This window comes from Acidovorax sp. (assembly GCF_027492855.1).
Lineage (GTDB): Bacteria > Pseudomonadota > Gammaproteobacteria > Burkholderiales > Burkholderiaceae_C > Acidovorax.
In genome coordinates this window covers 1-23,980 of the sequence record NZ_JAPUDY010000009.1, presented here as the reverse complement: position 1 = coordinate 23,980, position 23,980 = coordinate 1, and the positions used below count along the sequence as shown (strand labels likewise).

The 23,980-nt window shown below is 63.9% G+C and carries 22 protein-coding genes and 1 riboswitch; of the genes, 16 read left to right on the top strand and 6 right to left on the bottom strand.

Annotation, left to right across the window (positions count from 1 at the left end; genetic code table 11):
• Entirely contained in the window at nucleotides 1–1,554 is a 1,554-nt protein-coding gene (locus tag Q0105_RS02610) for a malonyl-CoA synthase (RefSeq protein ID WP_298208453.1), read from the top strand.
• Between the two features lie 101 nt (nucleotides 1,555–1,655).
• Here the strand turns inward: Q0105_RS02610 and Q0105_RS02605 are convergent, their stop codons facing one another.
• Nucleotides 1,656–3,161, bottom strand: a complete 1,506-nt coding sequence (locus Q0105_RS02605) for an MFS transporter (protein WP_298208451.1) — start codon at nucleotides 3,159–3,161, stop codon at nucleotides 1,656–1,658.
• A gap of 67 nt (nucleotides 3,162–3,228) precedes the next feature.
• On the opposite strand from Q0105_RS02605, the gene Q0105_RS02600 reads away from it, so the two are divergent.
• Complete coding sequence (locus Q0105_RS02600; protein WP_298208449.1) at nucleotides 3,229–4,158, top strand: LysR family transcriptional regulator; 930 nt, start codon at nucleotides 3,229–3,231, stop codon at nucleotides 4,156–4,158.
• Between the two features lie 63 nt (nucleotides 4,159–4,221).
• Here the strand turns inward: Q0105_RS02600 and Q0105_RS02595 are convergent, their stop codons facing one another.
• Complete coding sequence (locus tag Q0105_RS02595) at nucleotides 4,222–4,665, bottom strand: universal stress protein (RefSeq protein WP_298208447.1); 444 nt, start codon at nucleotides 4,663–4,665, stop codon at nucleotides 4,222–4,224.
• 159 nt (nucleotides 4,666–4,824) lie between these two features.
• On the opposite strand from Q0105_RS02595, the gene Q0105_RS02590 reads away from it, so the two are divergent.
• From Q0105_RS02590 to Q0105_RS02550, 9 genes are all read left to right on the top strand, one after another.
• On the top strand, nucleotides 4,825–7,260 hold the full coding sequence (locus Q0105_RS02590) for a cation-translocating P-type ATPase (protein WP_298208464.1): 2,436 nt from the start codon (nucleotides 4,825–4,827) through the stop codon (nucleotides 7,258–7,260).
• Nucleotides 7,260–7,397 carry a cbb3-type cytochrome oxidase assembly protein CcoS gene (gene ccoS, locus Q0105_RS02585; RefSeq protein ID WP_094287546.1) on the top strand — a complete coding sequence of 46 codons (138 nt, stop codon included), beginning with the start codon at nucleotides 7,260–7,262 and terminating at the stop codon, nucleotides 7,395–7,397. Before Q0105_RS02590 ends, ccoS begins: the two co-directional genes overlap by 1 nt.
• 64 nt (nucleotides 7,398–7,461) lie before the next feature.
• Entirely contained in the window at nucleotides 7,462–8,901 is a 1,440-nt protein-coding gene (ccoN, locus tag Q0105_RS02580; protein ID WP_298208443.1) for a cytochrome-c oxidase, cbb3-type subunit I, read from the top strand.
• An 18-nt stretch (nucleotides 8,902–8,919) separates the two neighbouring features.
• The gene (ccoO, locus tag Q0105_RS02575; RefSeq protein WP_298208442.1) at nucleotides 8,920–9,552 is read left to right on the top strand and encodes a cytochrome-c oxidase, cbb3-type subunit II; all 633 of its coding nucleotides are present in this window, start codon (nucleotides 8,920–8,922) and stop codon (nucleotides 9,550–9,552) included.
• Nucleotides 9,553–9,563: 11 nt separating this feature from the next.
• A complete protein-coding gene (locus tag Q0105_RS02570) occupies nucleotides 9,564–9,701 on the top strand; it encodes a cbb3-type cytochrome c oxidase subunit 3 (RefSeq protein ID WP_063461825.1) in 138 nt (45 codons plus the stop codon).
• A gap of 24 nt (nucleotides 9,702–9,725) precedes the next feature.
• The gene (gene ccoP / locus Q0105_RS02565) at nucleotides 9,726–10,643 is read left to right on the top strand and encodes a cytochrome-c oxidase, cbb3-type subunit III (RefSeq protein WP_298208437.1); all 918 of its coding nucleotides are present in this window, start codon (nucleotides 9,726–9,728) and stop codon (nucleotides 10,641–10,643) included.
• Between the two features lie 83 nt (nucleotides 10,644–10,726).
• A complete protein-coding gene (ccoG, locus tag Q0105_RS02560) occupies nucleotides 10,727–12,172 on the top strand; it encodes a cytochrome c oxidase accessory protein CcoG (RefSeq protein WP_298208435.1) in 1,446 nt (481 codons plus the stop codon).
• A 71-nt stretch (nucleotides 12,173–12,243) separates the two neighbouring features.
• Entirely contained in the window at nucleotides 12,244–12,519 is a 276-nt protein-coding gene (locus Q0105_RS02555; protein ID WP_298208433.1) for a FixH family protein, read from the top strand.
• A gap of 65 nt (nucleotides 12,520–12,584) precedes the next feature.
• Nucleotides 12,585–12,878 carry a hypothetical protein gene (locus Q0105_RS02550; RefSeq protein ID WP_298208432.1) on the top strand — a complete coding sequence of 98 codons (294 nt, stop codon included), beginning with the start codon at nucleotides 12,585–12,587 and terminating at the stop codon, nucleotides 12,876–12,878.
• 56 nt (nucleotides 12,879–12,934) lie between these two features.
• On the opposite strand, the gene fnr is transcribed toward Q0105_RS02550, so the two are convergent.
• Nucleotides 12,935–13,657, bottom strand: coding sequence for a fumarate/nitrate reduction transcriptional regulator Fnr (fnr, locus tag Q0105_RS02545; protein WP_298208430.1), 723 nt, complete (start codon nucleotides 13,655–13,657; stop codon nucleotides 12,935–12,937).
• 192 nt (nucleotides 13,658–13,849) lie between these two features.
• Between fnr and hemN the strand changes: the two genes are divergently transcribed.
• From hemN to Q0105_RS02525, 4 genes are all read left to right on the top strand, one after another.
• Nucleotides 13,850–15,232, top strand: a complete 1,383-nt coding sequence (gene hemN, locus Q0105_RS02540; RefSeq protein WP_298208428.1) for an oxygen-independent coproporphyrinogen III oxidase — start codon at nucleotides 13,850–13,852, stop codon at nucleotides 15,230–15,232.
• A gap of 5 nt (nucleotides 15,233–15,237) precedes the next feature.
• Nucleotides 15,238–15,981: a sulfite exporter TauE/SafE family protein gene (locus Q0105_RS02535; RefSeq protein WP_298208426.1), complete on the top strand. Its 744-nt coding sequence runs from the start codon at nucleotides 15,238–15,240 to the stop codon at nucleotides 15,979–15,981.
• Between the two features lie 234 nt (nucleotides 15,982–16,215).
• On the top strand, nucleotides 16,216–17,514 hold the full coding sequence (locus Q0105_RS02530) for an HD-GYP domain-containing protein (protein WP_298208424.1): 1,299 nt from the start codon (nucleotides 16,216–16,218) through the stop codon (nucleotides 17,512–17,514).
• Nucleotides 17,511–19,955: a bifunctional diguanylate cyclase/phosphodiesterase gene (locus Q0105_RS02525; RefSeq protein WP_298208422.1), complete on the top strand. Its 2,445-nt coding sequence runs from the start codon at nucleotides 17,511–17,513 to the stop codon at nucleotides 19,953–19,955. The genes Q0105_RS02530 and Q0105_RS02525 overlap by 4 nt, the downstream gene beginning before the upstream one ends.
• Nucleotides 19,956–20,010: 55 nt before the next feature.
• Here Q0105_RS02525 and Q0105_RS02520 read toward each other — a convergent pair whose 3' ends face one another.
• The 3 genes from Q0105_RS02520 to Q0105_RS02510 all read right to left on the bottom strand — a co-directional run bounded on the left by Q0105_RS02520 (nucleotide 20,011) and on the right by Q0105_RS02510 (nucleotide 21,805).
• Nucleotides 20,011–20,826 (bottom strand): sulfite exporter TauE/SafE family protein, encoded by an 816-nt coding sequence (locus Q0105_RS02520; protein ID WP_298208420.1) that lies wholly within the window; start codon nucleotides 20,824–20,826, stop codon nucleotides 20,011–20,013.
• A gap of 386 nt (nucleotides 20,827–21,212) precedes the next feature.
• Entirely contained in the window at nucleotides 21,213–21,581 is a 369-nt protein-coding gene (locus tag Q0105_RS02515) for a cell division protein ZapA (RefSeq protein WP_298208418.1), read from the bottom strand.
• Nucleotides 21,578–21,805 (bottom strand): DUF904 domain-containing protein, encoded by a 228-nt coding sequence (locus tag Q0105_RS02510; protein ID WP_298208463.1) that lies wholly within the window; start codon nucleotides 21,803–21,805, stop codon nucleotides 21,578–21,580. Before Q0105_RS02510 ends, Q0105_RS02515 begins: the two co-directional genes overlap by 4 nt.
• Before the next feature lie 36 nt (nucleotides 21,806–21,841).
• Nucleotides 21,842–22,079, top strand: a riboswitch (cobalamin riboswitch).
• A gap of 80 nt (nucleotides 22,080–22,159) precedes the next feature.
• Between Q0105_RS02510 and Q0105_RS02505 the strand changes: the two genes are divergently transcribed.
• Nucleotides 22,160–23,980: TonB-dependent receptor (locus Q0105_RS02505; RefSeq protein WP_298208416.1), on the top strand; the 1,821-nt coding region annotated here is incomplete at its 3' end.

Here is a 23,980-nt window from a genome sequence, read left to right as displayed (position 1 = left end):
ATGAGCCAACACAACCTCTTTAGCGCCCTGCGCGCCGCCTTTCCTGCTGACCTGGCCAGCACCGCCGTGGAAACCACGGCGAGCGACGGTGTGCCGCTGTTCTACACCTGGGGCGACCTGGACCGTGCCAGCGCCCGCATGGCCAACCTGCTCGCGTCGCTGAAGCTGCCCGAAGGCAGCCGCGTGGCCGTGCAGGTCGAAAAATCGGTCGAAGCCATGGTGCTGTACCTGGCCACGCTGCGCGCGGGCTATGTGTTTTTGCCGCTCAACACCGCCTACCAAAGCGCCGAGATCGAATACTTCATCGGCAACGCCGAGCCCGCCGTGGTGGTGTGCACGCCCGGCAACTTTGGATGGGTGAGCAAGATCGCCTTCACCCTGGGTACGCAGCATGTTTTCACGCTGGGCGATGATCGCACCGGCAGCCTGTTGGAGCGTGCCGCGCACCACAGCGATGCACACATGCCTGCACAGAAGTCGGCCGACGACCTGGCCGCCATCCTCTACACCAGTGGCACCACGGGCCGCAGCAAGGGGGCGATGCTCACGCACGGCAACCTGCTGTCCAACGCGCAGGTGCTCAAGGACTACTGGGGCTGGAAGCCTGGTGATGTGCTCATCCACGCGCTGCCTGTTTTCCACGTGCACGGCCTGTTCGTGGCCATCCACGGCGCGCTGCTCAACGGCAGCAAGATGATCTGGTTCGCCAAGTTCGACCCCAAGGCCGTGCTCGCCGCCATGCCGCGCGCCACGGTCTTCATGGGCGTGCCTACGCTTTATGTGCGCATGCTGGCCGAGGCGGGGCTGACCAAGGAAGCCGCCAAGAACATGCGCCTGTTCATCGCGGGATCGGCGCCGCTGCTCATCGAAACCTTCGCCGAATGGCAGCAGCGCACCGGCCACACCATTCTGGAGCGCTACGGTATGAGCGAGACCATCATGCTCACCTCCAACCCCTACGCCGCCGACCCGCGCCATGGCGGTCAGGCCGAGCGGCGTGGCGCCACCGTGGGCTTCCCGCTGCCCGGCGTGGGCCTGCGCGTGGTGGACGATGCGAACAAGCCCCTGCCCGTGGGCGAGATCGGCGCCATTCAAGTCAAGGGCCCCAATGTGTTCAAAGGCTACTGGCGCATGCCCGAGAAGACGGCGGAAGAGTTCACAGGGGACGGCTGGTTCAAGACCGGCGACGTGGGCAAGGTGGATGAACGCGATTACGTGAGCATCGTCGGCCGCAGCAAGGACCTCATCATCAGCGGCGGCTACAACGTCTACCCCGCAGAGATCGAGGGCTACATCAACGAAATGTCCGGCGTGGCCGAGAGCGCCGTGGTGGGCGTGCCCCACCCCGACTTCGGCGAAGTGGGCGTGGCGGTGGTGATTGCCAAGCCCGGCGCACAACCCAACCCCGAGGCCATCGTGGCGCAGCTCAAGTCGCAGCTCGCCAATTTCAAGATCCCCAAGAAGTGTTTTGTGGTGTCCGAGCTGCCCCGCAACACCATGGGCAAGGTGCAGAAAAACCTGCTGCGCGAGCAGCACAAGGGATTGTTTGCCTGAGTGACGCCCCTTGGCCGCTCGCTAGTGGGTGGCTGGTGGCTGGCTGGTGGGGCACTCAAAGAAAAAGAAACAAAAAAAGGGCCCGTTGGCCCTTTTGAGATTTATGCGTTCTGCCCCGCCGTGCTGGCACCTGCTGGCGTGGGGCGTGCCGGAGGGGCTCCTCCGGGTGCCTGCTGGGCCATGGGCGCATTAGGTAGCCATCGGCAGGCCAGCAGGCCCAGCAAGGAGGTGGCTCCAGCGCAGGCCCACACCCATTGCAGCGCCTGAGCACCTGGCGCCGCGCCGCCCGCAGATTGCTGGAGCAGCGCGGAATGCAGGGCGCTGCTGAAAAGCCGCGTCAGCAGGGCGACCCCCAAGGCGCCGCCCAGGCTGCGCAGCATGACGGGCACGGCGGTAGCGATGCCCATCAGCTGCGCAGGCGCTGCGCGTTGCGACACCATGGTAATGATGGGGAACAGCAGGCCCATGCCCGCGCCCAGCGGCAGCAGGCAGGCCGACAAGGCCAGCGGTTGGGCGGGCGTCCATTCCATGCAGAGGGCCAGCAGCACAAAGCCCGCCACCATCAGCGTGCCCGCCACCAGGCCCAGCCCCCGCGCCGGGATGCGTGAGCGCAGCAGGCGGCCGCTGGCGATGGCGGCTGTGGTCATGCCCGCCATCAAGGGCAGCAGGTGCCACGCCGCTGCCGTTGGCGACAGGTGCAGGGCGGTTTGCAGATAGGCGGGCGTGAACACCACCGCCGTATACAGCGCCAGCCCCGTGGCCAGCCCGATGGTGGCCGCAGCGGCATACATGGGCTGGGCAAACAGCGACAAAGGCACCAGGGGGTGGCGGGCATGCCGTTGGCGCAGTACAAAGGCACAGCTGCACACCGCACAGACAGCCCCCAAGGCGCCCACCGAAAGCCAGGCGGGGAGCTGCAAGCGCTCGTGCTGCGTCATCAACAGGGCGCTGCACAGTGCACCGGTGAGCAGCAGGGCGCCCAGGTGGTCTATGGGGGTGCGCGGCCCTGCAGGCTGGCGGCGCAGAGTGGCCGCCAAGATGCCCAGCGCGACCAGCGCCAGAGGCACATTGAGACCGAAGGCCCAGCGCCACGAGAGGTGTTCGGTCAGCCAGCCGCCCGTGAGCGGGCCAAACATGGTGGCCACGCCATACACGGCGCCCAGCAGGGCCTGGTAGCGCCCCCGCTCCTGAAGCGGAAACATGGCTGCCACGGTCAGCATGGTCAGTGTCATCAGCCCGCCGCCGCCTGCGCCCTGCAGGGCGCGGGCCAGCACCATCTGCAGCATGCTCTGGCTGGCCGCGCAGGCCAGTGAGCCCAGCAGGAACAGGACGATCGACAGCAGCAGCATGGGCTTTCTGCCGTGTACATCGGCCAGCCGACCATACAGCGCGATCACCACCGTGGCGGCCAGCAGGTAGGCCGAGAACGTCCAGGCCGAGGGCAGGCTGCCCGGCAGGTCGCGCGCCATGGAGGGCAGGGCGGTGGAGAGAATGGTCTGGTCGAGCGCGGCCAGTACCAGCATGAGCATCAGTGCCGCCAGCGCAGGGGCCGGAGAGCCTGAACGGAGGGCCGCTGTGGCGGTGGAAGGTGGGGTTGGGGTGGGCATGGCCGGCAGTGTCCCGCCGGTACATTGTTCTGTACAGTGCAATGATTTGAATATATGGTTGCACAAAATGAAATCATATGACCTCAACCTCCTGGTGGCGCTGGATGCCTTGCTCAGCACCGGCAGCGTGACGGCGGCCGCAGAGCGGGTGCACTTGAGCACCCCGGCCATGAGCCATGCGCTGGCGCGTATCCGGGAGACCTTTGGCGATGACATCCTGGTGCGGGCGGGCCGCAAGCTCGTGCCTACACCGCGTGCCCTGGCGTTGGCGGAGCCGGTGCGCGCGCTGCTGGCCCAGGCGCAGGCGCTGCGCTCACCGACCGACCCGCAGGACCTGGCCCAGGTGCGCAGGCACTTTGTGGTGCGGGCCCCCGAGGGCATGGCGGTGGTCTATGGGGCGGCGCTTTCTGAAGCCCTCGCGCGTGAAATGCCGCTGGCCAGCCTGCAGTTTCTGGCGGAGAGCCACAATGACCCCGCAGCCCTGCGCGAGGGCCGGGTGGACCTGGATGTGGGAGTGTTCCGCACCCGCGACCCCGAGATCGAGTGGGTGGAACTGTCCCGGCAGCAGATGGTGGGGGCGGCCCGCACGGGCCATGCCTTGCTGGCCCGCGCCATCACGCCAGTGCGCCTGGCCGCAGCGCGGCATGTGGAGGTGACATTGCGCCCCGGCGAGCCCAGTCCGCTGGACACAGCGCTGGCTGCGGCAGGGCTGGAGCGGCTGGTGGCCCTGGTGGTGCCCAGTGCGTTTGCCGCGTTGATTGCGGCGTCTCGCTCGGATTTGGTGGCCTGTGTGCCGGAGCGTGTGGCGCGCGGCATGGCGCCCTCGCTCAAGCTGGATGTGTTTGCACTGCCCCTGCCGGTGCAGTCCGACCCCACGCGCATGGCCTGGCACCCGCGCTACAACGCAGATGCCGCCCACCGCTGGCTGCGGGATCGCCTGGTGTGTGTGCTGGACGACGCGGCGCTCAAGGGGCCGGTCACGAGTTTTTCACCGTAGCGCCGGGGGTGATGCGGCCCAATGTCACCCCAGTGACCAATCACCGGAACACCAGGTTTTGTGTCAGCGTAGCACCAGCACCGGAATGTGCGAGTGCGTCAGCACATGCTGCGTTTCGCTGCCCAGCAGCAGGCGCTTGAGGCCCTTGCGGCCGTGTGATGCCATAACGATGAGGTCGCACTTGTGCTTTTTGGCGGCCGAGATCACGGATTCGGCCACGAGGTCGGATTTGGCGATGACGGGTTTGACCGTCACACCCTGGGCGGTGCCCTTGGTCTTTACGGCATCGACCATGGCCTGGGCCGCGTCGCCCCACTGGGATTCGATGCGCTTGACGTCGCTGGTGTCCACCGGCATGCCACCTTCGAAATAGCTGCGTGGATAGCGCGGCACCACTTTGAGTGCCACGACGGTGGCGCCAGTGAGTGCCGCCAGAGACAGGCCGTGTTCTACCGCTTTGTCCGACAGGGGCGATCCGTCCGTTGCAATCAGGATGCGTTTGTACATAAAAGGACTCCTCAAGGTAATGGAACAAGCTTAGGATGAATCATGTTCCGGGACTTGATGCAGGTCAATGTACTGGCCGCGCCCCAACGATAGGCTTGAACCATGTCAATGTTTCGACCCGGTGCGCCGGTTTTAACCGCAGCGCATCTGCCCGACGCCATGGCAGACACGTTGCCTGCCACGCCCCTGCAGTTGCTGGACGACCCGCAGGAGTGGCTGGCGTTTGGCCGCCCCTGCACCCCAGCAGGCAGCCCCCTGCCTGCAAACGCCGCCGAAGGAGGGCAGGGCGGTGCCGAATCCTCCACGTGGGAATCGCATGTGGTGCTGGAGGGCATGCACTGCGCCGCCTGCGCCCTCACCATTGAAGATGCCTTGCGCGCCGTGCCCGGCGTGCTGCAGGCCGATGTAAGCGCCGCTACGCGCCGCGCTCGCGTGGTGTGGCAGCCTGGCCGGGTGTTGCCCTCCGCGTGGATGAAGGCGGTGCAGAGCGCGGGCTACCGCGCCATGCCCGCCATGGATGCCTTTGCACGTGGGCAGCGCCAGCGCGAAAGCCGCCGAGCGCTGTGGCGCTGGCTGGTGGCGGGCTTTTGCATGATGCAGGTCATGATGTACGCATGGCCCGCCTATGTGGCGCAGCCCGGCGACTTGACGGGCGAGATGGAGCAACTGCTGCGCTGGGCCTCATGGGTCATCACGCTGCCCATGGTGGTCTTCTCGTGCGGCCCCTTCTTTGCCAGTGCGCTGCGCGATGTGCGCCTGCGCCGCGTCAGCATGGATCTACCTGTGGCCCTGGGCATGGCGATCACTTTTGTGGTCAGCACGGCGGGCACGTTTGATCCCACCGGTATTTTTGGCAAGGAGGTTTATTACGACTCCTTGACCATGTTCGTTTTCTTTTTGCTCACCGGCCGCTGGCTGGAGTTGCGACTGCGCGACCGCACAGCGGGTGCGCTGGAAGCCGTGATGAACCGCCTGCCCGATAGTGTGGAGCGGCGCGACGCGAGTGGCGGCTTCACCCGCGTGGCCACCCGCCGCCTGGCCGTGGGCGACACCATCCGCGTGCTTGCGGGTGAGGCGTTTCCGGCCGATGGGCGCATCACGGCAGGCAACACGCATGCCGATGAGGCGCTGCTGACCGGCGAATCCACACCCGTGGAGCGCACCGTGGGCAGCAGCGTCACGGCGGGCAGCTACAACTTGCAGTCGCCAGTCGAGGTGCTGGTGGAAGGCACCGGCGGGCAGACCCGTTTTGCGCAGATCGTGGCTTTGATGGAGAGCGCATCGCTCCAAAAGCCTCGACTGGCTCAGTTGGCGGACCGCATTGCGCGTCCGTTTCTGGTGGCGGTGCTGCTGGCGGCGGCGCTGGCAGCGGCCTACTGGTGGCCGTCCGACCCCGGACATGCGCTCATGGTGGCGGTGGCGGTGCTGATCGTGACCTGCCCATGCGCGCTGTCGCTGGCTACGCCGGTGGCCATGCTCACGGCAGCAGGCACCCTGGCGCGCCACGGCGTGTTGGTGCGTAATCTGCAAGGGCTGGAGGCGCTGGCCCATGTAGACACCGTGGTGTTCGACAAGACGGGAACGTTGACCCGCGACGGCATGGCACTGCAGGCCGTGCACACCACGGGTGAATGCAGTGCCGACGAGGCCCTGGCGCTGGCGGCTGCCTTGGCAAGCCATTCGATGCACCCCGCATCGCGGGCGGTGGTGACCGCAGCGGATGCGGCACGGACCCGCAAAGACCGGTGGATCGTTGCGAATCTGCAAGAAGAAGCAGGCCTGGGGCTGACCGCCATGGTGGCGGATGGCACGGGCGTGCAGCCCGAGCGCAAGGTCTGGCTGGGCTCGGCCCGCCACGCGGGTATGGCGCCCCAGGGCAGCGGCGCTGCGCTGCAGGTGGTGCTGGCGGCGCAAGGGCCTGATGGCAGCACTTTGGAGCTGGCCCGGCTGGATCTGGTGGAAGACTTGCGCGCAGAGGCTCCCGCCGTGGTGGGTGCGCTGCAACAGGCGGGCGTGGCTGTGCAGTTGTTGTCTGGCGACCGCTTGGGGGCCGTGCAGCGCGTGGCAGCACAGGCGGGCATTACACAGGCGCAGGGCGAATGCACGCCCCAAGGCAAGCTGGCCGCCTTGCAGGCGCTGCAGGCGCAGGGGCACCAGGTGGCCATGGTGGGCGACGGTCTGAATGATGGCCCGGTGCTGGCCGGTGCCCATGTGTCGTTTGCATTCGGCCGTGCGGTGCCGCTCGCGCAGTCGCGGGCTGATTTTGTGGTGCTGGGCGACAGCCTGGCGCTGGTGCCGCAGACGGTGCTGCTGGCGCGCCGCACGCTGCGCGTGGTGCGCCAGAACCTGTGGTGGGCTGCGGGTTACAACGCGCTGTGCGTGCCGCTGGCGGTGGTGGGCTGGATGCCTGCCTGGCTGGCCGGTCTGGGCATGGCGCTGAGCTCGTTGCTGGTGGTGCTCAACGCGGCGCGCCTGGCGCGCGAGCTGCCCCCATTGCCTGCCTCGCCAGTTTTGCCTGAGATGGCGGTGCCCCTGGCCAACCAGGCGTCGCAGCAGCCCCTGAATCTTTCAAAGACAACCCTGGAGCCCGTCTGATGGACATCCTCTATCTCCTGATCCCGCTGTCTGTACTGCTGGTTCTTTTGATCCTGGGAGGCCTGTGGTGGGCGGTTTACCACGGCCAGTTCGAGAGCGTGGAACAAGAGGGAGAGCGCATTCTCCGAGACGGTTGACTTGTGTCAATGTACAACTGACCCGACTGCAACAAACTCTTACTGCAATACAAAGAGGTGCCCGATGGATTCTCCAAAAACAATGACTGCGCACTACAACGATACGGTGGTGCGCCAGTTCTCTATCATGGCCGTGGTATGGGGGGTGGTTGGCATGCTGGTGGGCGTCATCATCGCCGCCCAGCTGGCCTGGCCTGAACTCAACTTTGGCATTCCCTGGCTCAGTTACGGGCGCTTGCGCCCCCTGCACACCAACGCGGTGATTTTTGCGTTTGGCGGCTGCGCACTGTTTGCCACCAGCTACTACGTGGTGCAGCGCACCAGCCAGGTCCGGTTGTTTGCGGGGCCTCTGGCCGCCTTCACCTTCTGGGGCTGGCAACTGGTCATTTTGGCCGCGGTGGTCAGCCTGCCTTTGGGCTACACCTCCGGCAAGGAATACGCCGAGCTCGAATGGCCCATCGACATCCTGATCACGCTGGTCTGGGTGTCCTACGCCATCGTGTTCTTTGGCACCATCGGCGTGCGCAAGGTCAAGCACATCTACGTGGCCAACTGGTTCTTTGGCGCGTTCATCCTGGCCGTGGCCTTGCTCCACCTGGTCAACAGCGCGGCGATTCCTTCGAGCTTCATGAAGAGCTACTCGGCCTACGCCGGTGTGCAGGACGCCATGGTGCAGTGGTGGTACGGCCACAATGCCGTGGGCTTCTTCCTCACGGCAGGCTTCCTGGGGATGATGTACTATTTCATCCCCAAGCAGGCGGGCCGTCCGGTGTACAGCTATCGCCTGTCCATCGTGCACTTCTGGGCACTGATCTTCACCTACATGTGGGCCGGCCCACACCACCTGCACTACACCGCGCTGCCTGACTGGACGCAATCGGTGGGCATGGTGTTCTCGCTGATCCTGCTGGCCCCCAGCTGGGGCGGGATGATCAATGGCGTGATGACCCTGTCGGGCGCATGGCACAAGCTGCGTGACGACCCCATCCTGCGCTTCCTGATCGTGTCGCTGTCGTTCTACGGCATGTCCACGTTCGAAGGCCCGATGATGTCCATCAAGACCGTCAACGCCCTGAGCCACTACACCGACTGGACCGTGGGCCACGTGCACTCTGGTGCTCTGGGCTGGGTGGGCTTGATCTCGATGGGCTCGCTGTATTACCTGGTGCCTCGCCTGTTCGGCAAAGAAAAGATGCATTCCATCAAGGCGATCGAGTTGCACTTCTGGATGGCCACCATCGGCATCGTGTTGTACATCGCTGCGATGTGGATTGCCGGTGTGATGCAGGGCCTGATGTGGCGCGCCATCAACCCCGACGGCACGCTCACCTACACCTTCGTGGAAAGCGTGAAGGCGACCTATCCCTTCTATGTGATCCGTGTGGCAGGTGGCCTGTTGTACCTGGGCGGCATGGTTGTCATGGCCTGGAACGTGTGGATGACAGCGATCTCCGGCCGTTCGGTCAAGGTGGCTATTCCAGCCGTGAATGCGGCGCACGCCTGAGTCCGAAGGAGTTCATTCATGTCCGATAACAACACATCTTCTTCGACCGGCTTCTCCCACGAGAAAGTCGAGACCAACAACTTCTTGATGATCGTGCTGATCCTGCTGGTGATCGCCATTGGCGGCCTGGTGGAGATCGTGCCCCTGTTCTTCCAGAAGTCCACCACCGAAGCGGTCAAGGGCGTGGAGCCCTACACCGCGACCCAACTGGTGGGCCGCGACATCTACATCCGCGAGGGTTGCTACAACTGCCACTCGCAGATGATCCGCCCCTTCCGGGCCGAGACGCTGCGCTACGGCCACTACTCGGTGGCGGGTGAGTTCGTGTACGACCACCCCTTCCAGTGGGGCAGCAAGCGCACGGGCCCTGACCTGCACCGCGTGGGGGGCAAGTACAGCGATGAATGGCATCGCATTCACTTGAACAATCCGCGTGACGTGGTGCCCGAATCCAACATGCCCGCTTACCCCTGGCTGGAGAAGACTGCGGTGGAACCGGCCAGTGTGGCTCCCCGTATGAAGGCGCTGCGCACTGTGGGTGTGCCTTACACCGATGAGCAGATCGCTGCCGCGGCCGCCGAGGTGAAGGGCAAGACCGAGATGGATGCCCTGGTCGCCTACCTTCAAGTCATGGGCCGCGCGCTCAAGTAAGGAGAGTCGCCATGGACATCACCACCATGCGCATCGTCGCCACCCTGGCATCGATGGCTTGCTTCATTGGCATCTGGGTCTGGGCCTACAGGGGCCGCAACAAGTCCCGGTTTGACGAGGCAGCGCAACTGCCCTTCGAACAAGATTGACCTTCACCAGAACGAGAACACCCCATGAGTGACTTCACCAGCAATTTCTGGTCGGTCTTTGTGACCGCGCTGACACTGATCGGCATCATCGCCTGCGGCATTTTGCTGTGGATGGCTGGCCGCAAGAAGGTTTTGGCTACCACTGACAACACCACCGGCCACGTCTGGGATGAGGACCTGGTTGAAATGAACAACCCCCTGCCGCGCTGGTGGGTGTGGCTGTTCGTCATCACCATCGTCTTCGGGTTTGGCTATCTGGCCGCCTATCCCGGTCTTGGCAGCTTTGCGGGCCAGCTCAAATGGACGCAGTTGGGCGAATATGAAGCCGAAATGGCCAAGGCCAAGGTTGAGTTGGAGCCGCTGTATGCGCGCTTCGCATCCATGAAGCCCGAGGACGTGGCCGTTGACCCACAAGCCCATGCCATCGGCGAGCGTCTGTTCATGAACAACTGCGCGCAATGCCACGGCTCGGACGCTCGCGGTAGCAAGGGCTTCCCCAATCTGGCGGACGGCGATTGGCTGCATGGCGGCGCTCCTGACAAGATCCGCGAAACCCTGGAAAAAGGCCGCATTGGCAACATGCCTCCCATGGCAGCAGCGGTGGGAACCCCGGACGACGTGCGCAACCTGTCGCACTATGTGCTGAGCCTGTCGGGCAGCCCACACGATTCGCTGCGCGCATCGCTGGGCAAGTCCAAGTTCACGGCCTGCGCCGCCTGCCACGGCATGGACGGCAAGGGCAACCAGGCCCTGGGTGCCCCCAATCTGACGGACGACGTCTGGCTGCATGGCTGGGGTGAGGCGGCGATCACGGCTATCATCAACAACGGCAAGGTCAACGAGATGCCAGCGCAGGCAGGCAAGCTGACGGAAGCCCAGATCGGCGTGTTGTCGGCCTATGTGTGGGGCCTGTCGAACAAGCAGGCGGCTGCAGCGCGCTGATGGTGAGCCTGGCGGGTGGCGTGCTCCTTGCAGCCGCCTCCCGGTTCTTTCGATTTCGTATCCGTGAGTAGTAGAGCGACACCATGAAGCCCCCCAGCGAGCCTGCTCGCAAGGTAATTCCCATTGCACCTGTCGCGCCCGATGCGTCTCCAGAGGGCGAAATCGTCTCTCTGTATGAAGCGCAGAAGAAGATCTATCCGCGCTCCATCAGCGGCCTGTTTGCGCGTTGGCGCTGGGGCATGGTGTTCCTCACGCAGATCGTGTTTTACGGGCTGCCTTGGTTTGAATGGGGACAGCGCCAGATGGTGCTGTTCGACCTGGGGGCCCGCAGGTTCTACATCTTCGGGTTGGTGTTGTACCCGCAGGATTTCATCTATCTCACCGGCTTGCTGATCATCTCGGCGCTGCTGCTGTTCTTGTTTACGGCGGTGGCGGGGCGATTGTGGTGTGGCTTTGCTTGCCCACAGACGGTCTATACCGAGATGTTCATGTGGATCGAGCACAAGATCGAAGGGGACCGCAGCGCGCGGCTGAGGCTGGACAACGGCCCCTGGACCTTTGAAAAGGTTCGCAAGAAGTTCTTCAAGCAGATCGTCTGGATTGCCGTGGCCCTGTGGACTGGCTTCACGTTTGTGGGTTATTTTGTGCCGATCCGCGAGCTGGGCGCTGAACTACTGGCATTCCAGGGCGGTTGGCAGATCTTCTGGGTACTCTTTTACGGCTTTGCCACCTATGGCAATGCGGGCTTCATGCGCGAGCAGGTCTGCAAGTACATGTGCCCCTATGCGCGCTTTCAGAGCGCCATGTTCGACAAGGACACGCTGATCGTGACCTATGACCCCGAGCGGGGCGAGCAGCGCGGCCCGCGCAAGAAAAACATCGACTACAAGGCCCAGGGTTTGGGTGACTGCATCGACTGCTCGCTGTGTGTGCAGGTCTGCCCTGTGGGCATCGACATCCGCAAAGGCCTGCAATACGAATGTATCGGTTGTGGTCTGTGTGTGGACGCCTGCAACACCGTGATGGACAAGATGCATTACCCCAGGGGGCTGATCCGCTACTCCACCCAGAACGGCGTGGCCAAGCGCTGGAACCAGTCACAAATACTGCGGCGCGTGTTGCGCCCCCGTGTATTGATCTATAGCGTGGTGCTGGTGGGTTTGTGTGCAGCCATGCTGGCCAGCCTGGTGGTGCGCACGCCCCTCAAGGTGGACGTGGTGCGCGACCGCGCTGCGCTCTCGCGCATTGTGGCCGGAGGCAAGTTGGAGAACATCTACCGCCTGCAGATCATGAATGCGACGGAGGGCGAGCAACGCTATCGCATCACCGCGCGCGGCCTGGAGGGGCTGGAGGTGTCGTCCGACGCCGAAGTGGACATCGGGCCTGCGGATTCGCGCTGGGTGGCTGTGCGTTTGCAAGTCCCTTATGGCTCGGCAACGCCTGGCTCCCATGCCGTTCACTTCGACGTGGAGGCCTTGGGGTCTGGCAGCCATGTTACGGAAAAATCTGTGTTTCTGGTGCCGCGCTGAGCGGCCCCCTTGTACGAGGCCATGACAGGCTTTTTGTGTTGACCGAGACGATTGTTGAGGAGTTAATTGCCATGCCTTCAAACCCTGCTATTGACACCACTGCGGCAGCACCCTGGTGGAAGTTCGGCCATGTCTGGTTGGTGATCGCCGGACCAGCCATCGTGATCGTTGCGGGTTTTGTGACCTTGTGGTTGGCAGTTTCGCGGCCAGATCCTGTGATCGCCGAGGACTATTACCGCCAAGGTATCGAGATCAACAAGACGCTGGAGACTCCAGAAAAAAGCCTGGCCCCAGCCATGAAGGGGCGCAACCACGCGGCCACACCGCCGCAAGACCAGCCGCGTTGAAAAAACAACGAAACCGACCCGGTTGCTCTGCCGCACCGCGGGCAACTTCCTGAGACAGGATCTATATGTGGACGCAACGCCTGATGTGGATTGCATGGCCCGCTTTTTTGATGGCGGGCGTGCTGGAGATGCTCGTTTTTGCCATGGTCGATCCGCAAGATCTGCACTGGTTCGGGCAGCCCTTGGCGCTGTCGCGGCAGGGCGTTTATACCCTGGCGTTCTTCGCTTTTTGGATCATCACGATGGCATCCAGCGCGCTGACCACGCTGCTGGCCATGTCGCCGTTCGAAATGAATCGCTGCCCTGTGCCTGAGGGCGAGCGGCCCGATGACTGTCGCAAGACGCAATCCTGCTCATGAAAGGGGCTGATGGCTGGGTGGGGACCCCTGCAGCAGCCTGCAGATAGATAGATAGATCAGTGGCAGGCCTGCTGGCTGTTCACGATGCGCTTGAGTGCGTCGGTGTCCAGGATGCGCACATGGCGCTGCTTGACCTCCACGATGCCTTCTTCCACGAACTTGGAGAAAGTGCGGCTCACGGTTTCGAGTTTCAGGCCGAGGTAGCTGCCGATCTCTTCGCGCGTCATGCGCAGCACCAACTCAGACTGTGAGAACCCCCGCGCATGCAGGCGTTGCACCAGGTTCAGCAAAAAGGCCGCGAGGCGCTCTTCTGCACGCATGCTGCCCAGCAACAGCATAACGCCGTGCTCGCGCACGATTTCGCGGCTCATGATCTTGTGCACGTGGTGCTGCAAGGCTGTGACTTCGCGCGAGAGTTCTTCAATGCGGTCAAACGGCATGACGCAGACTTCGGCATCTTCCAGGGCCACGGCGTCGCAGGTGTGATGGTCGTTCACGATACCGTCGAGGCCGATGATCTCGCCCGCCATCTGAAAGCCCGTGACCTGGTCGCGGCCGTCCTCGGTGGCTACGCAGGTCTTGAAGAAACCGGTGCGGATAGCGTAGAGCGAGGTAAAGGACTCGCCGTTGCGAAACAGCGTGGCGCCCCGCTTGATCTTGCGGCGGGTGGCAACGACTTCATCGATACGCTGCAGTTGCTCTTCGTTCAAACCCACGGGCATGCACAGCTCGCGCAGGTTGCAGTTGGAGCAGGCGACTTTGATGGTGAGCGGGTTCATAGGCACATGGACTGGGGTTAGGTGTCGCGCATCTCGCGCACGATACGAAGTGCTGATGGGGTCTTTGCGTGCGATCGGGCGACTGACATGCATCAAATTGTCGCCGGTCGGCCTGTTTGATCACTTGATGCAAGTCAAGGACGGGTTGCACGGTGTGCGGCACAGTCTGAATGACTACAAGGATACACCCCCATGACCGCTGTTTCGCCCGACCTCCTGCGTCGTTTCGATGTACCTGGGCCTCGCTATACCTCTTATCCGACTGCCGATCGTTTTGTCGAAGCGTTTGGGCAGGATGACTACGTTTTGGCATTGGAGCAGCGCCGATCGGGCTCGGTGGCCAAGGCATTGCCTTTGTCTCTGTACGTGCACATTCCGTTTTGCGAATCTCTGTGTTACTACTGCGCCTGCAACAAGATCATCACCAAGCACCATGATCGCGCAGAAATCTATTTGCGCTACCTGAGCCGCGAGATCGATCTGCACACCGCGCATTGTGGCGTGGGGCAGGTGGTGAGCCAGTTGCATCTGGGGGGCGGAACGCCCACGTTCTTGTCCGATGCGGGTTTGCGCGAGCTCATGGCCATGCTCAAACGCAGCTTTACCCTTGCGCCGGGTGGGGAATACTCCATCGAGGTGGACCCCCGCACCGTCAATGCCGATCGGCTGGCGCTGTTGGCCGAGCTGGGTTTCAATCGCCTGAGTTTCGGGGTGCAGGATTTCGATGCGGAGGTGCAGAAAGCCGTGCACCGCATACAGCCCGCTGAGCAGGTGTTTGCGCTGGTGGAGTCCGCTCGCTCGCTGGGCTTTGATTCGGTGAACGTGGACCTGATCTACGGCCTGCCACGCCAGACCCCCGAGTCTTTTGACCGCACGCTGGCGCAGGTGGCGCAGTTGCGGCCGGACCGCATCGCCCTGTATGCCTATGCGCACCTTCCAGAGCGTTTCAAGCCCCAGCGCCGCATCGTTCCGGCCGAGTTGCCCACCGCATCGAGCAAGCTGTCCATGCTCTCGCGATCGCTGGATGCATTCATGGGTGCGGGTTATGTCTATGTGGGCATGGACCACTTCGCGCTGCCTTCCGACGCTTTGGCCGTGGCCAAGCGGCAGGGGCGCCTGCATCGCAATTTCCAGGGCTACAGCACGCAGCCTGACTGCGATCTGATTGGCCTTGGGGTGTCTGCCATTGGCCGCGTGGGGGCCACCTATAGCCAGAACTCCAAGACGCTGGACGAGTACTACGACTTCCTTGACCAAGGGCGTCTTCCGGTGGTGCGCGGCCTGGCGCTCACGCGCGATGACATGGTGCGCCGCGCTGCGATCATGTCCCTGATGTGCCAGGGCGAGCTGTTGTATGAGTCCATGGAGCAGGCCTGGCTGATCGACGTGCGGCAGTATTTTGCAGCCGAGATTGCGCAGCTCGAAGGCATGGCGGAGCAAGGGCTTGTCCGGGTGGGGCCGGAAGGCATTGAAGTCACCGCCATGGGCTGGTTCTTCGTGCGGGGCATTGCCATGGTGTTCGACCGTTATCTGCAGGCCGATCGCAACCGCGCCCGGTTTTCGCGCATCATCTAAGGCCTATGCTCGCAACGCTTGCCTGGACAGCCTTGCTCATGGGACTCGCTGGTGGGTCCCATTGCCTGGCCATGTGCTCAGCCCCCTGTGGTGCCCTGGTGGGGCAGGGGGCGGCGCGCGGCGTGCCCGCAGGCGATGAAGCAGGAGCCACGCCTACGCAAGTGGTGCATTGGGCTCCGCGTGGCGGCGAGGTCTTGCGCACTGTGATGTTTCACGGGGGTCGGCTGGCGGGATATGCCGTTGCCGGCGCGCTCGCGGCCATGGCCATGGACAGCCTGGCTTGGCTTACCCAACAGACCACGGCCTTGCGCCCGGCTTGGACCCTGATGCATGTTGCTGTCATGGCTTGGGGCCTGATGATGATGGTGCAGTCGCGCCAACCCGCCTGGGTGGAACAGGCAGGGCGTGCGGTGTGGGGCCGGGTTCGGCCGCTGGTGGGCGCGCCTGGCGGTGTTCTTGCGGCCGGTGTTCTATGGGCTCTGATGCCCTGTGGATTGCTGTACTCCGCCTTGCTGGTCGCCGCGCTGAGCGGCGGTGCCCTGGAGGGCGCGTTGACCATGGCGCTGTTTGCCATCGGCAGCGGTGTGTGGCTGGTGGGTGGCCCTTGGGCATGGAGCCGTCTGCGAAGCCGCCTCAACATGGTGCGAACAGAGTGGGGCACCCGCGTCGCTGGCGGCCTGCTTTGCGCGGTGGCAGCCTGGGCGCTCTGGATGGACCTGATCTACAAGCCTTCGCTTTGGTGCCGCTGATTCTCGCAATGAAATTTCATCCGATGCGGGTAGGGATTTTGGTATTTTTTCTCTGTTGAAGGCGTCATCTTTGGGCATTCCTCCCTGGGGCTTCTACCCTTTTTGAAGAATGTTGCCAAATTGTTGTCGTATCACGGCAAAGGCGTTGTACTTCTCAGGCAGACTTCAGGAACTGGTGATAATCTGCGTAACTATTGGTGGCATTGATGTCGCCATGTTTCGCGTGCGCTTGAAGTGAACTCTTCCATCCTCATCGACATCAGCCAACTGCGGATCGGTATGTATATCCAGCTCGATGTGGGTTGGATGCATCACCCCTTTCCGACCAGCAGTTTCAGGGTGGCATCGGCTGAGCAGATCGCTACGTTGCGCGGGCTGGGGTTGACCGAGGTACGGTATATCCCCAAAAAAAGCGACCCCGCTCTCAAAGAGCTGGTGCCCGCTGCCTGGAGCGTGCCGGAGATGGTTTCTCCGTCCGCCAACGGCCTGGATGCCCCAGGCGTCCCTGCGGCCGTTGATTTGGAGGCCCAGCGAAGGCGCCAATTGCTGGAGATCCAAAACCGGACGCTGGCTGCCTGCAACCAAAGATTCACGGAAGCCACCCGGCAATACCAGGTGCTGGAGCGCGTGGTGTCCGAGTACCCCGAGCAGGCTCGCGACAAGGGCGAGGCGCTGGTATCGGGCTGTGTCTCCGAGCTGCTGGAGAACGGGGAATCGGTCATCCGGTTGTTGTCGGAAGGCGTGGGTGAGCGCAATGCCTTGCACCCGATCAACGTAATGGTCATTTCCTTGCTGTTGGGCCGTGCTTTGGGCATGAAGAGCGAGGAATTGCACGACTTGGGCAGTGCCGCGCTCATTCATGACCTGGGCAAGCTCAAGCTGCCGCCGAACCTGCGGCAACCCACGCCCTCCATGCCCCTGATGGAGCGGTCGCGGTACGAAACCCATGTGGCCGAGTCCGTGGCGCTGGCCAAGCGCATGGGAATGCCCGAGGCGGTGCTCACTGCGGTGGCAAGGCATCACGAAATGGCGGATGGCAGTGGGTTTCCACTCGGATTGTCCGGTGCGGTTCTGGGGCGCGCCAGCCAGGTTCTGGCACTCGTCAACCGGTACGACCGGATGTGCAACCCCCCCGTGGGCGTGGATGTGCTCACGCCCCATGAGGCGCTGTCAGTCATCTTTGCGCAGCTCAAGGCGCGGTTTGATTCCGTGGTGCTGGGGGCCTTCATCCGCATGATGGGGGTGTACCCGCCTGGCTCGATCGTGCAGCTGGTCAACGACCGTTATGCCATCGTGGCTTCGGTGAACTCATCGCGTCCCTTGCGGCCCAAGATCATCGTCCATGACTCACGGGTTCCCAAGGATGAAGCACCCATCCTGGACCTGGAAACCGTGCCCGAGCTGGGCATCCGGCGCAGCCTCAAACCCGCGCAGTTGCCGCGCGAAGCGCTGGACTATCTGTCGCCACGGCAGCGTATTTGTTATTTTTTTGAGAGAGCGGTCAGTCCTGGCCCTGAAGAGGCAGATTCGTGACCGACCGGCAATCACATGGCTGGCTCGACGGGCTTCAGGAAGCCGTGTGGCTGGTCGATGAGATTCATCAACACATACTGCATGCCAATGCCGCCGCCGAGCGGCTGATGGGGGCATCTGCTGCTGCCATGGTCGGCACATCGGTGCTGGGCCTTGCTGCCACCCCGCAGGACCAGGCCTTTTGGGCGGAGCCCGCTGAGGTGATTGCAGCAGGCATCCAGTCCCACACCAGCCTTTTGCGGGCCGATGGCGTGCTGGTGCCTGTGGACCGGCGGGTGACCCGCGTGCCCTGGGGCTCAGAAGGGGGCACGGTCTTCATGCTGGCCATGCTGGACCGCAGCACCCAGGACGCGACCGAGCGCGAGCTGGAAACGCTGTTGTCTGAGCTGCGTGCCACGCTGGACTCTGCCGCCGACGGCATGCTTGTCTGTGGCCTGGACCGCAGCGTGCGCGCATTCAACCAAAGGCTGGCGCAGCTCTGGGGCCTGCCGCGCAACCTGCTGCTGGAGCGCAACGATGCCGCCGTGTATGCCTTCATGGCCGATCAGGTGACCGATGCCCGCGCCTATGCCGAGCGCATGGCCGCCATTGAGCGCGAGCCCATGCAGGAAAGCACGGACATCCTGGTGCTGTGCAGCGGCACGGTGCTGGAGATGCGCTCGGTGCCGCAGTTTCACCAGGGCCGTCCGGTAGGGCGTGTCTATTCGTACCGGGACATCACCCGCCAGACCGAAACCCAGGCCAGCCTTCGCCTGGCCGCGCGCGTGTTCGAGTCCAGTCTGGACGCCATTTTTATTGCAGACAGCCAGCACCGCATCATGCGCATGAACCCAGGGTGCGAGCGTCTCGTCGGACCCACTGCCAAGACCTTCGAAAACTGCATGGCGGCCTCGTTGTTTGGTGGCGGGTCGGACGCTGCTTTCATGGAGCGGGTGCAGCAAGGCTGGGCGCACGAAGGTTTCTGGGAGGGGGAACTTTGGCTTCCCCGCGACAACGGGGCCTACTGTGCCGTACAACTGTCTTGGGTGGCGTTGCGCGACGACGAGGGCCGTCTGGTGCAGAGCATCGGCTTCATGCGTGACCTCACGCTGCAGCACGCGGCGCAAAAGCGCATCGAAGAGCTGGCCTATAGCGATGTGCTCACCGGCCTGCCCAACCGGTTGCTGTTGTCCCAGCGGGTGGATACCGCCATCCAGGGGGCGCGCCAGAGCGATATTGGGTTCGCGATCCTGTTCCTCGACCTTGACCGCTTCAAGATCATTAACGACTCGCTCGGCCATCCGTTCGGTGACCGTGTGCTGCAGCTGGTGGCCGAGCGCCTGCAGACCTGCCTGCGGCAGACCGACATGCTGTGCCGCCTGGGCGGGGACGAGTTCGTCATCTACCTGCATGGTGGCGATGCGGTGGTGGCCGAGAGCGTGGCGCGCCGCATTCTGGACGACATGCTCAAACCCTTCATGCTCGATGGCATGGGTTTTTCGATCCAGTGCAGCATCGGCATTGCGCTGTATCCGCAAGACGGGGCCTCGCTGGACGACCTCATCAAACAATCCGATACGGCGATGTACCGGGTCAAGGAGCGTGGGCGCGGCAGCTATGGCTTCTACCAGCCGCAAATGAATGCCAATCTGCTGGCCCGTATGCAGATGGAGCACGCCATGCGGCAAGCGCTGGGCCTGCAGCGCATGGCCGTGCATTACCAGCCTCAGGTGAACATGGCCACGGGGCGCATCACCGGCGCGGAGGCCTTGCTTCGCTGGACCGACCCGGAGTTCGGCTCGGTGTCGCCTGGCGTGTTTATTCCCCTCGCAGAAGAGTCCGGCTACATCGTCACGCTGGGCGCCTGGGTGATGGAGCAGGCAGTGCGCGAGGCGGCGGTGTGGATGCACAGCGGCATGCCCATCATGATCTCCGTGAACGTCTCGGCGTTGGAGTTTCGCCAGTCCGATTTTGTGGACCGCATCACGCGCCTTTTGGCTGTGCACCAGTTGCCGCCGACGCTGCTGGAGCTGGAGCTCACCGAAACCATCCTGCTGCAGGATGCGCAGGAGATGGAGCAGCGATTGCGGGTGCTGGCCGATCTGGGCATCGGCCTGGCCATTGACGATTTCGGCACGGGCTATTCCAGCCTGGCCTACCTCAAGAAGCTGCCGATCCACAAACTCAAGATCGACCAGTCTTTCGTGCGCGGCTTGCCCGATGACGATGGCGACCGGGCCATCGTGAGCGCCATCATCAGCATGGGGCGCGCCATGCATATCGAGGTGGTGGCGGAAGGCGTGGAAACCGAAACCCAGCAGGCCGTGCTGCAGCAGATGCTGTGCGAGCACTATCAGGGTTTTCTGTGCGCGCCGGGGCTTCCGGCCGACAAGTTCCGGGCCATGCTGCGCAAGCCTTTGCCGCTGAAGGCGCAAGGCAAGCACCGGCCGCTCAGCACCTGAGGGTTTTGTGCCTGTGTGTTGAGCGCGCGGCCAGAAAGGGGCAGCGCCTTTGTGCTCAGATGGCCGTTACGCCCTTCCAGAGCATGTAGGCGGCCAGGCCAAACAGCAAGGACGCGAAAACGCGCTTGAGCTGCTTCACCGGCAGGCTGTGTGCGGCCTTGGCACCCAGGGGGGCGGTGAGCACGCTGCAGGTGGCGATCACCGCCAGTGCGGGCAGCCAGATGTAGCCCAGGGATGCGGCAGGCAATCCGCTCACGTTCTGCCCACCGATCACGTAACCAATCACATTCGCCAGCGCGATGGGAAACCCGAGCGCGGCGCTGGTGGCCACGGCATTGTGGATGGGTACGTTGCACCAGGTCATGAACGGAACGCTCACGAACCCGCCACCAGCACCCACCAGGCCCGACAGGAATCCGATCACACCGCCCGCTGCCACCTGGCCTGCGCCGCCAGGCATCTGGCGCGAGGGAGCGGGTTTTTTGTCCAGAAACATCTGGGTGGCGGAAAAGCTCACGAACAAGGCGAAGAAGATGGCGAGAAAGGAGCCCTTGAGCAGTGCGAACACGCCCAGGCTGGCGATGAACCCGCCCAGCACGATGCCGGGCGCCAGGCGCTTGACGATGTCCCAGCGCACCGCCCCGCGCTTGTGGTGGGCCCGTACGCTGGAGATCGACGTGAACATGATGGTGGCCATCGACGTCGCAATGGCCATCTTCACCGCCAGGTCCGGCGCGACCTTCTGGGCGCCCAGGATATAGGTCAAGAACGGCACCAGCAGCATGCCACCACCAATGCCCAGCAGCCCGGCCAAAAAGCCGGTGGCCAGGCCCAGTACGCCGAGTTCAACGATCAGGAGAGGGTCCAGCATGGCGCAACGAGGAGAGAGAAGGGGAGAGGGAGGCAATGCCCTGCCTGGGCGGCTGTAACGACGGAGTGCGATGGCAGGGGCATGGGGAAGAGGGTGTCTGCGAATGCCACCGGACTCTCATCCTGAACCGGGGGTTCAGGTGGGCGAGGGCAGCCAAGCGTTGGGTTCATCTAACGCGAGATGATCACGCTCACCGGGCGATATACCAAGCCCGAGCTCGTTGAGCATTGGTTCAAGGAAATATAAAGCCCGGCGGCTTCGCAGACGTCTTTATTGTAGGCGCTGGACGCCAACGCTGCGGGCGTGGGGCCATGTAAAGCCCGTAAGCTGGTGTGGCGTGGTTTGCTGCCGAAGTGGGCATCTCCAGCCAAGGGGCTGGGGTTTTGTCAGAGCAGGCGGCCGTCGTCGCCCAGCGCCTGGTCCAGGCGCTGCACCAGCGTTTGCAGGCGCTGCTGGTCATCGTCGGGCAGAAGGCTTTCTTGCTGCCCTGAACTGGCGGCAGTGGCGGGGCTTGCTGCCTGGGGCGCTGCAGCACCTGCGGCAAGATCGGCGGCCTCGCGGTCGGCGATCTCAAAAGCCAGGTTCAGGGCCGCCAGCACGGCGATGCGTTCACGGGCGCGAACCTTGCCCGCATCGCGGATGCGGGTCATGGCGGTATCGACACGCTCCACGGCATCCAGCAGGCGGCTCTCACGGCCTTCGGGGCAGGTCAGCAGGTAGCTTTGCTGCAGGATCTGCACCTCGATTTGTTTCATTCGGCTTCTTTCGTGAGCGGCTCAGCGGCGACGGGAATACGTTCGAGCAGCGCGTCCACGCGAGAGCGGGCTGCACTCAGGCGCGATTTAAGGGAGTCCCGCTCCTGTGTCAGCGCAGCGACCTGCTCCGCGAGAAGGGCATTGGTTCGCTGCAGTTCTGCGTGGCGCAACAGCAGGCGCTCAACGCGATCGGCGATCTGGTCGGTGGGGGACGGTATGGCCATACAGCCTGTGATTGTAGGGTTGGTGGTTGTAAACGGTCGTAAAATCCCGTTGTTGGTGCTCGCGGTGTGGTTCACATGCCGCAGTTCAACGGGAAGCAGGGAGGATGTGCCACACATGGCGCGCCCAGCCTGCGCTGCCCCCGCAACGGTCAGCGGACGAGTCATCCGATTCTCTCTCCATCCATACGCCACTGAGCGCCTTGAACAAGCGCATGGGAAGGCATTGGAGGGTGTTCCGCCAGCCCGGATACCGGCCAACACGGTGGTTGCGTGCGCCCGCTTGGGCGCTCTGCAGCTGTATCACCCACATGCTGGCGGGAGGCCGGCCCGGGTTGTTTGTTGACCATGATTCCCATGAAAATCCGTACCCTTCGTGCGCGCCCTGCAGCGTCGCTGCGCCTGCCTGCCCACCGTGTGGCCCTGCTGATCCTGGCGCTCGGTGGCGCCTGCAGCGCCATGGCCCAGGCGGCGCCCGCCGCTGGCGAACTGCTGTTGGCCCAGAACCTGCGCGCTCCATCGCTGGCAGAAACCGTGGTGGCCGCCACGCGCACGCCGCAGCCGCTCACCGACCTGGTGGCCGATGTCTCCATCGTGGACCGCGAGACCATCGAAAACAGCGGCACCACCGGCTTGGCTGACCTGCTGGCCCGCCTGCCTGGTGTGGAGTTCTCACGCAACGGCGGGCCAGGGAGCACCACGGGGGTGTTCCTGCGCGGCGCTGAGTCGCGCTTCACGGCGGTGTATATCGACGGCGTGCGCATCGATTCGCAGTCCACCGGCGGTGCGCCATGGGAGAGCATTCCGCTCGGCCTCATCGACCGCATCGAAGTGCTGCGCGGCCCTGCGGGCGCCGTGTATGGCTCGGACGCCATGGGTGGCGTGGTGCAGATCTTCACCAAGCGCGGCGAGAAAGGCACGGCGCCCTATGTGGGGCTAGGCGTAGGTACGCACAACACCACCAAGGTAGAGGCCGGCATCAGCGGCGCCAGCGGCACGTTCGACTACGCGCTGGGCTTTGCGCGCGACGACAGCAAGGGCTTCAATGCCCGCCCTATCGCCGGGCAGAACCCCGACCGCGACGGCTACCGCACCACGGCGGGCCATGCCCGCGTGGGCCTGCAGGTGAACGCCGTGCACCGCCTGGAAGGCACGCTGATGGCCAACGACACCAACAGCGGCTACGACAGCGGCCTGGGCAAGAACGACCGCAGCCTGCACACCATGCATGCCCTGGGCCTGAACTGGAGCGCGCAGTGGAGCAGTGCCTACAAAACGCGGCTGTCCATCACCGACTCCCGCGATGAATACGAAACCCGCCCCTCGCCCTACCTGACCGACACGCGCCTGCGTGGCTACTACTTCCAGAACGAGTGGCGCCAGGGTGCGCACCTGGTCACTGCTGCGCTGGAGCGCCGCGAAGACCGCCTGGAGAACAAGCCGATCGACGCCAAGCGCTCGCAGGATGCGCTGGCGCTTGGCTATGGCTTCAACGCCGCAGGCCACACGGTGCAGCTCAACGTGCGCCACGATTCCGACAGCGAATTCGGCGGCAAGAGCACCGGCAGCGTGGCCTATGGCTATGCCATCACCCCGCAGTGGCGTGCCACGGCATCGGTGGGCACGGCCTTCCGTGCGCCCACGCTGTACCACCGCTTCAGCGAATATGGCCTGGCCACGCTGCGCCCTGAAAGCAGCCGCAATGCCGAAGTGGCGCTGCGCTACGCCGAAGGTAACAGCACCTTCTCCGCAACGCTGTTCCGCAACCGCGTAAGCAACCTGATCTCCTTTGGCGGCGCGGGTGCCTGTGCATCGCCGTTCGGCTGCTATGCCAACACGGCCCGTGCCGAGTACAAGGGCGTGACGTTGGCAGGCACGCACCGCGTGGGCGACGTGCAACTGCACGGCTCCATCGACCTGCAGCGTCCGCGTGACCTGGCCACCGGCAAGCAGTTGGCGCGCCGCGCCAAGCAACACGCCACTTTCGGCGCCGATACCCGCCTGGCAGGTTGGACCATGGGTGCGGAGGTGCAGGCCTCGGGCCGCCGCTTCGACACCGTGGCCAACACCAACGTGCTGGGCGGCTATGCGCTGTTCAACCTCTACGCCAGCACCCGCATCGCACGCGACTACACGCTGCTGGCGCGCATCGACAACCTGGCCGACAAGGACTACCAG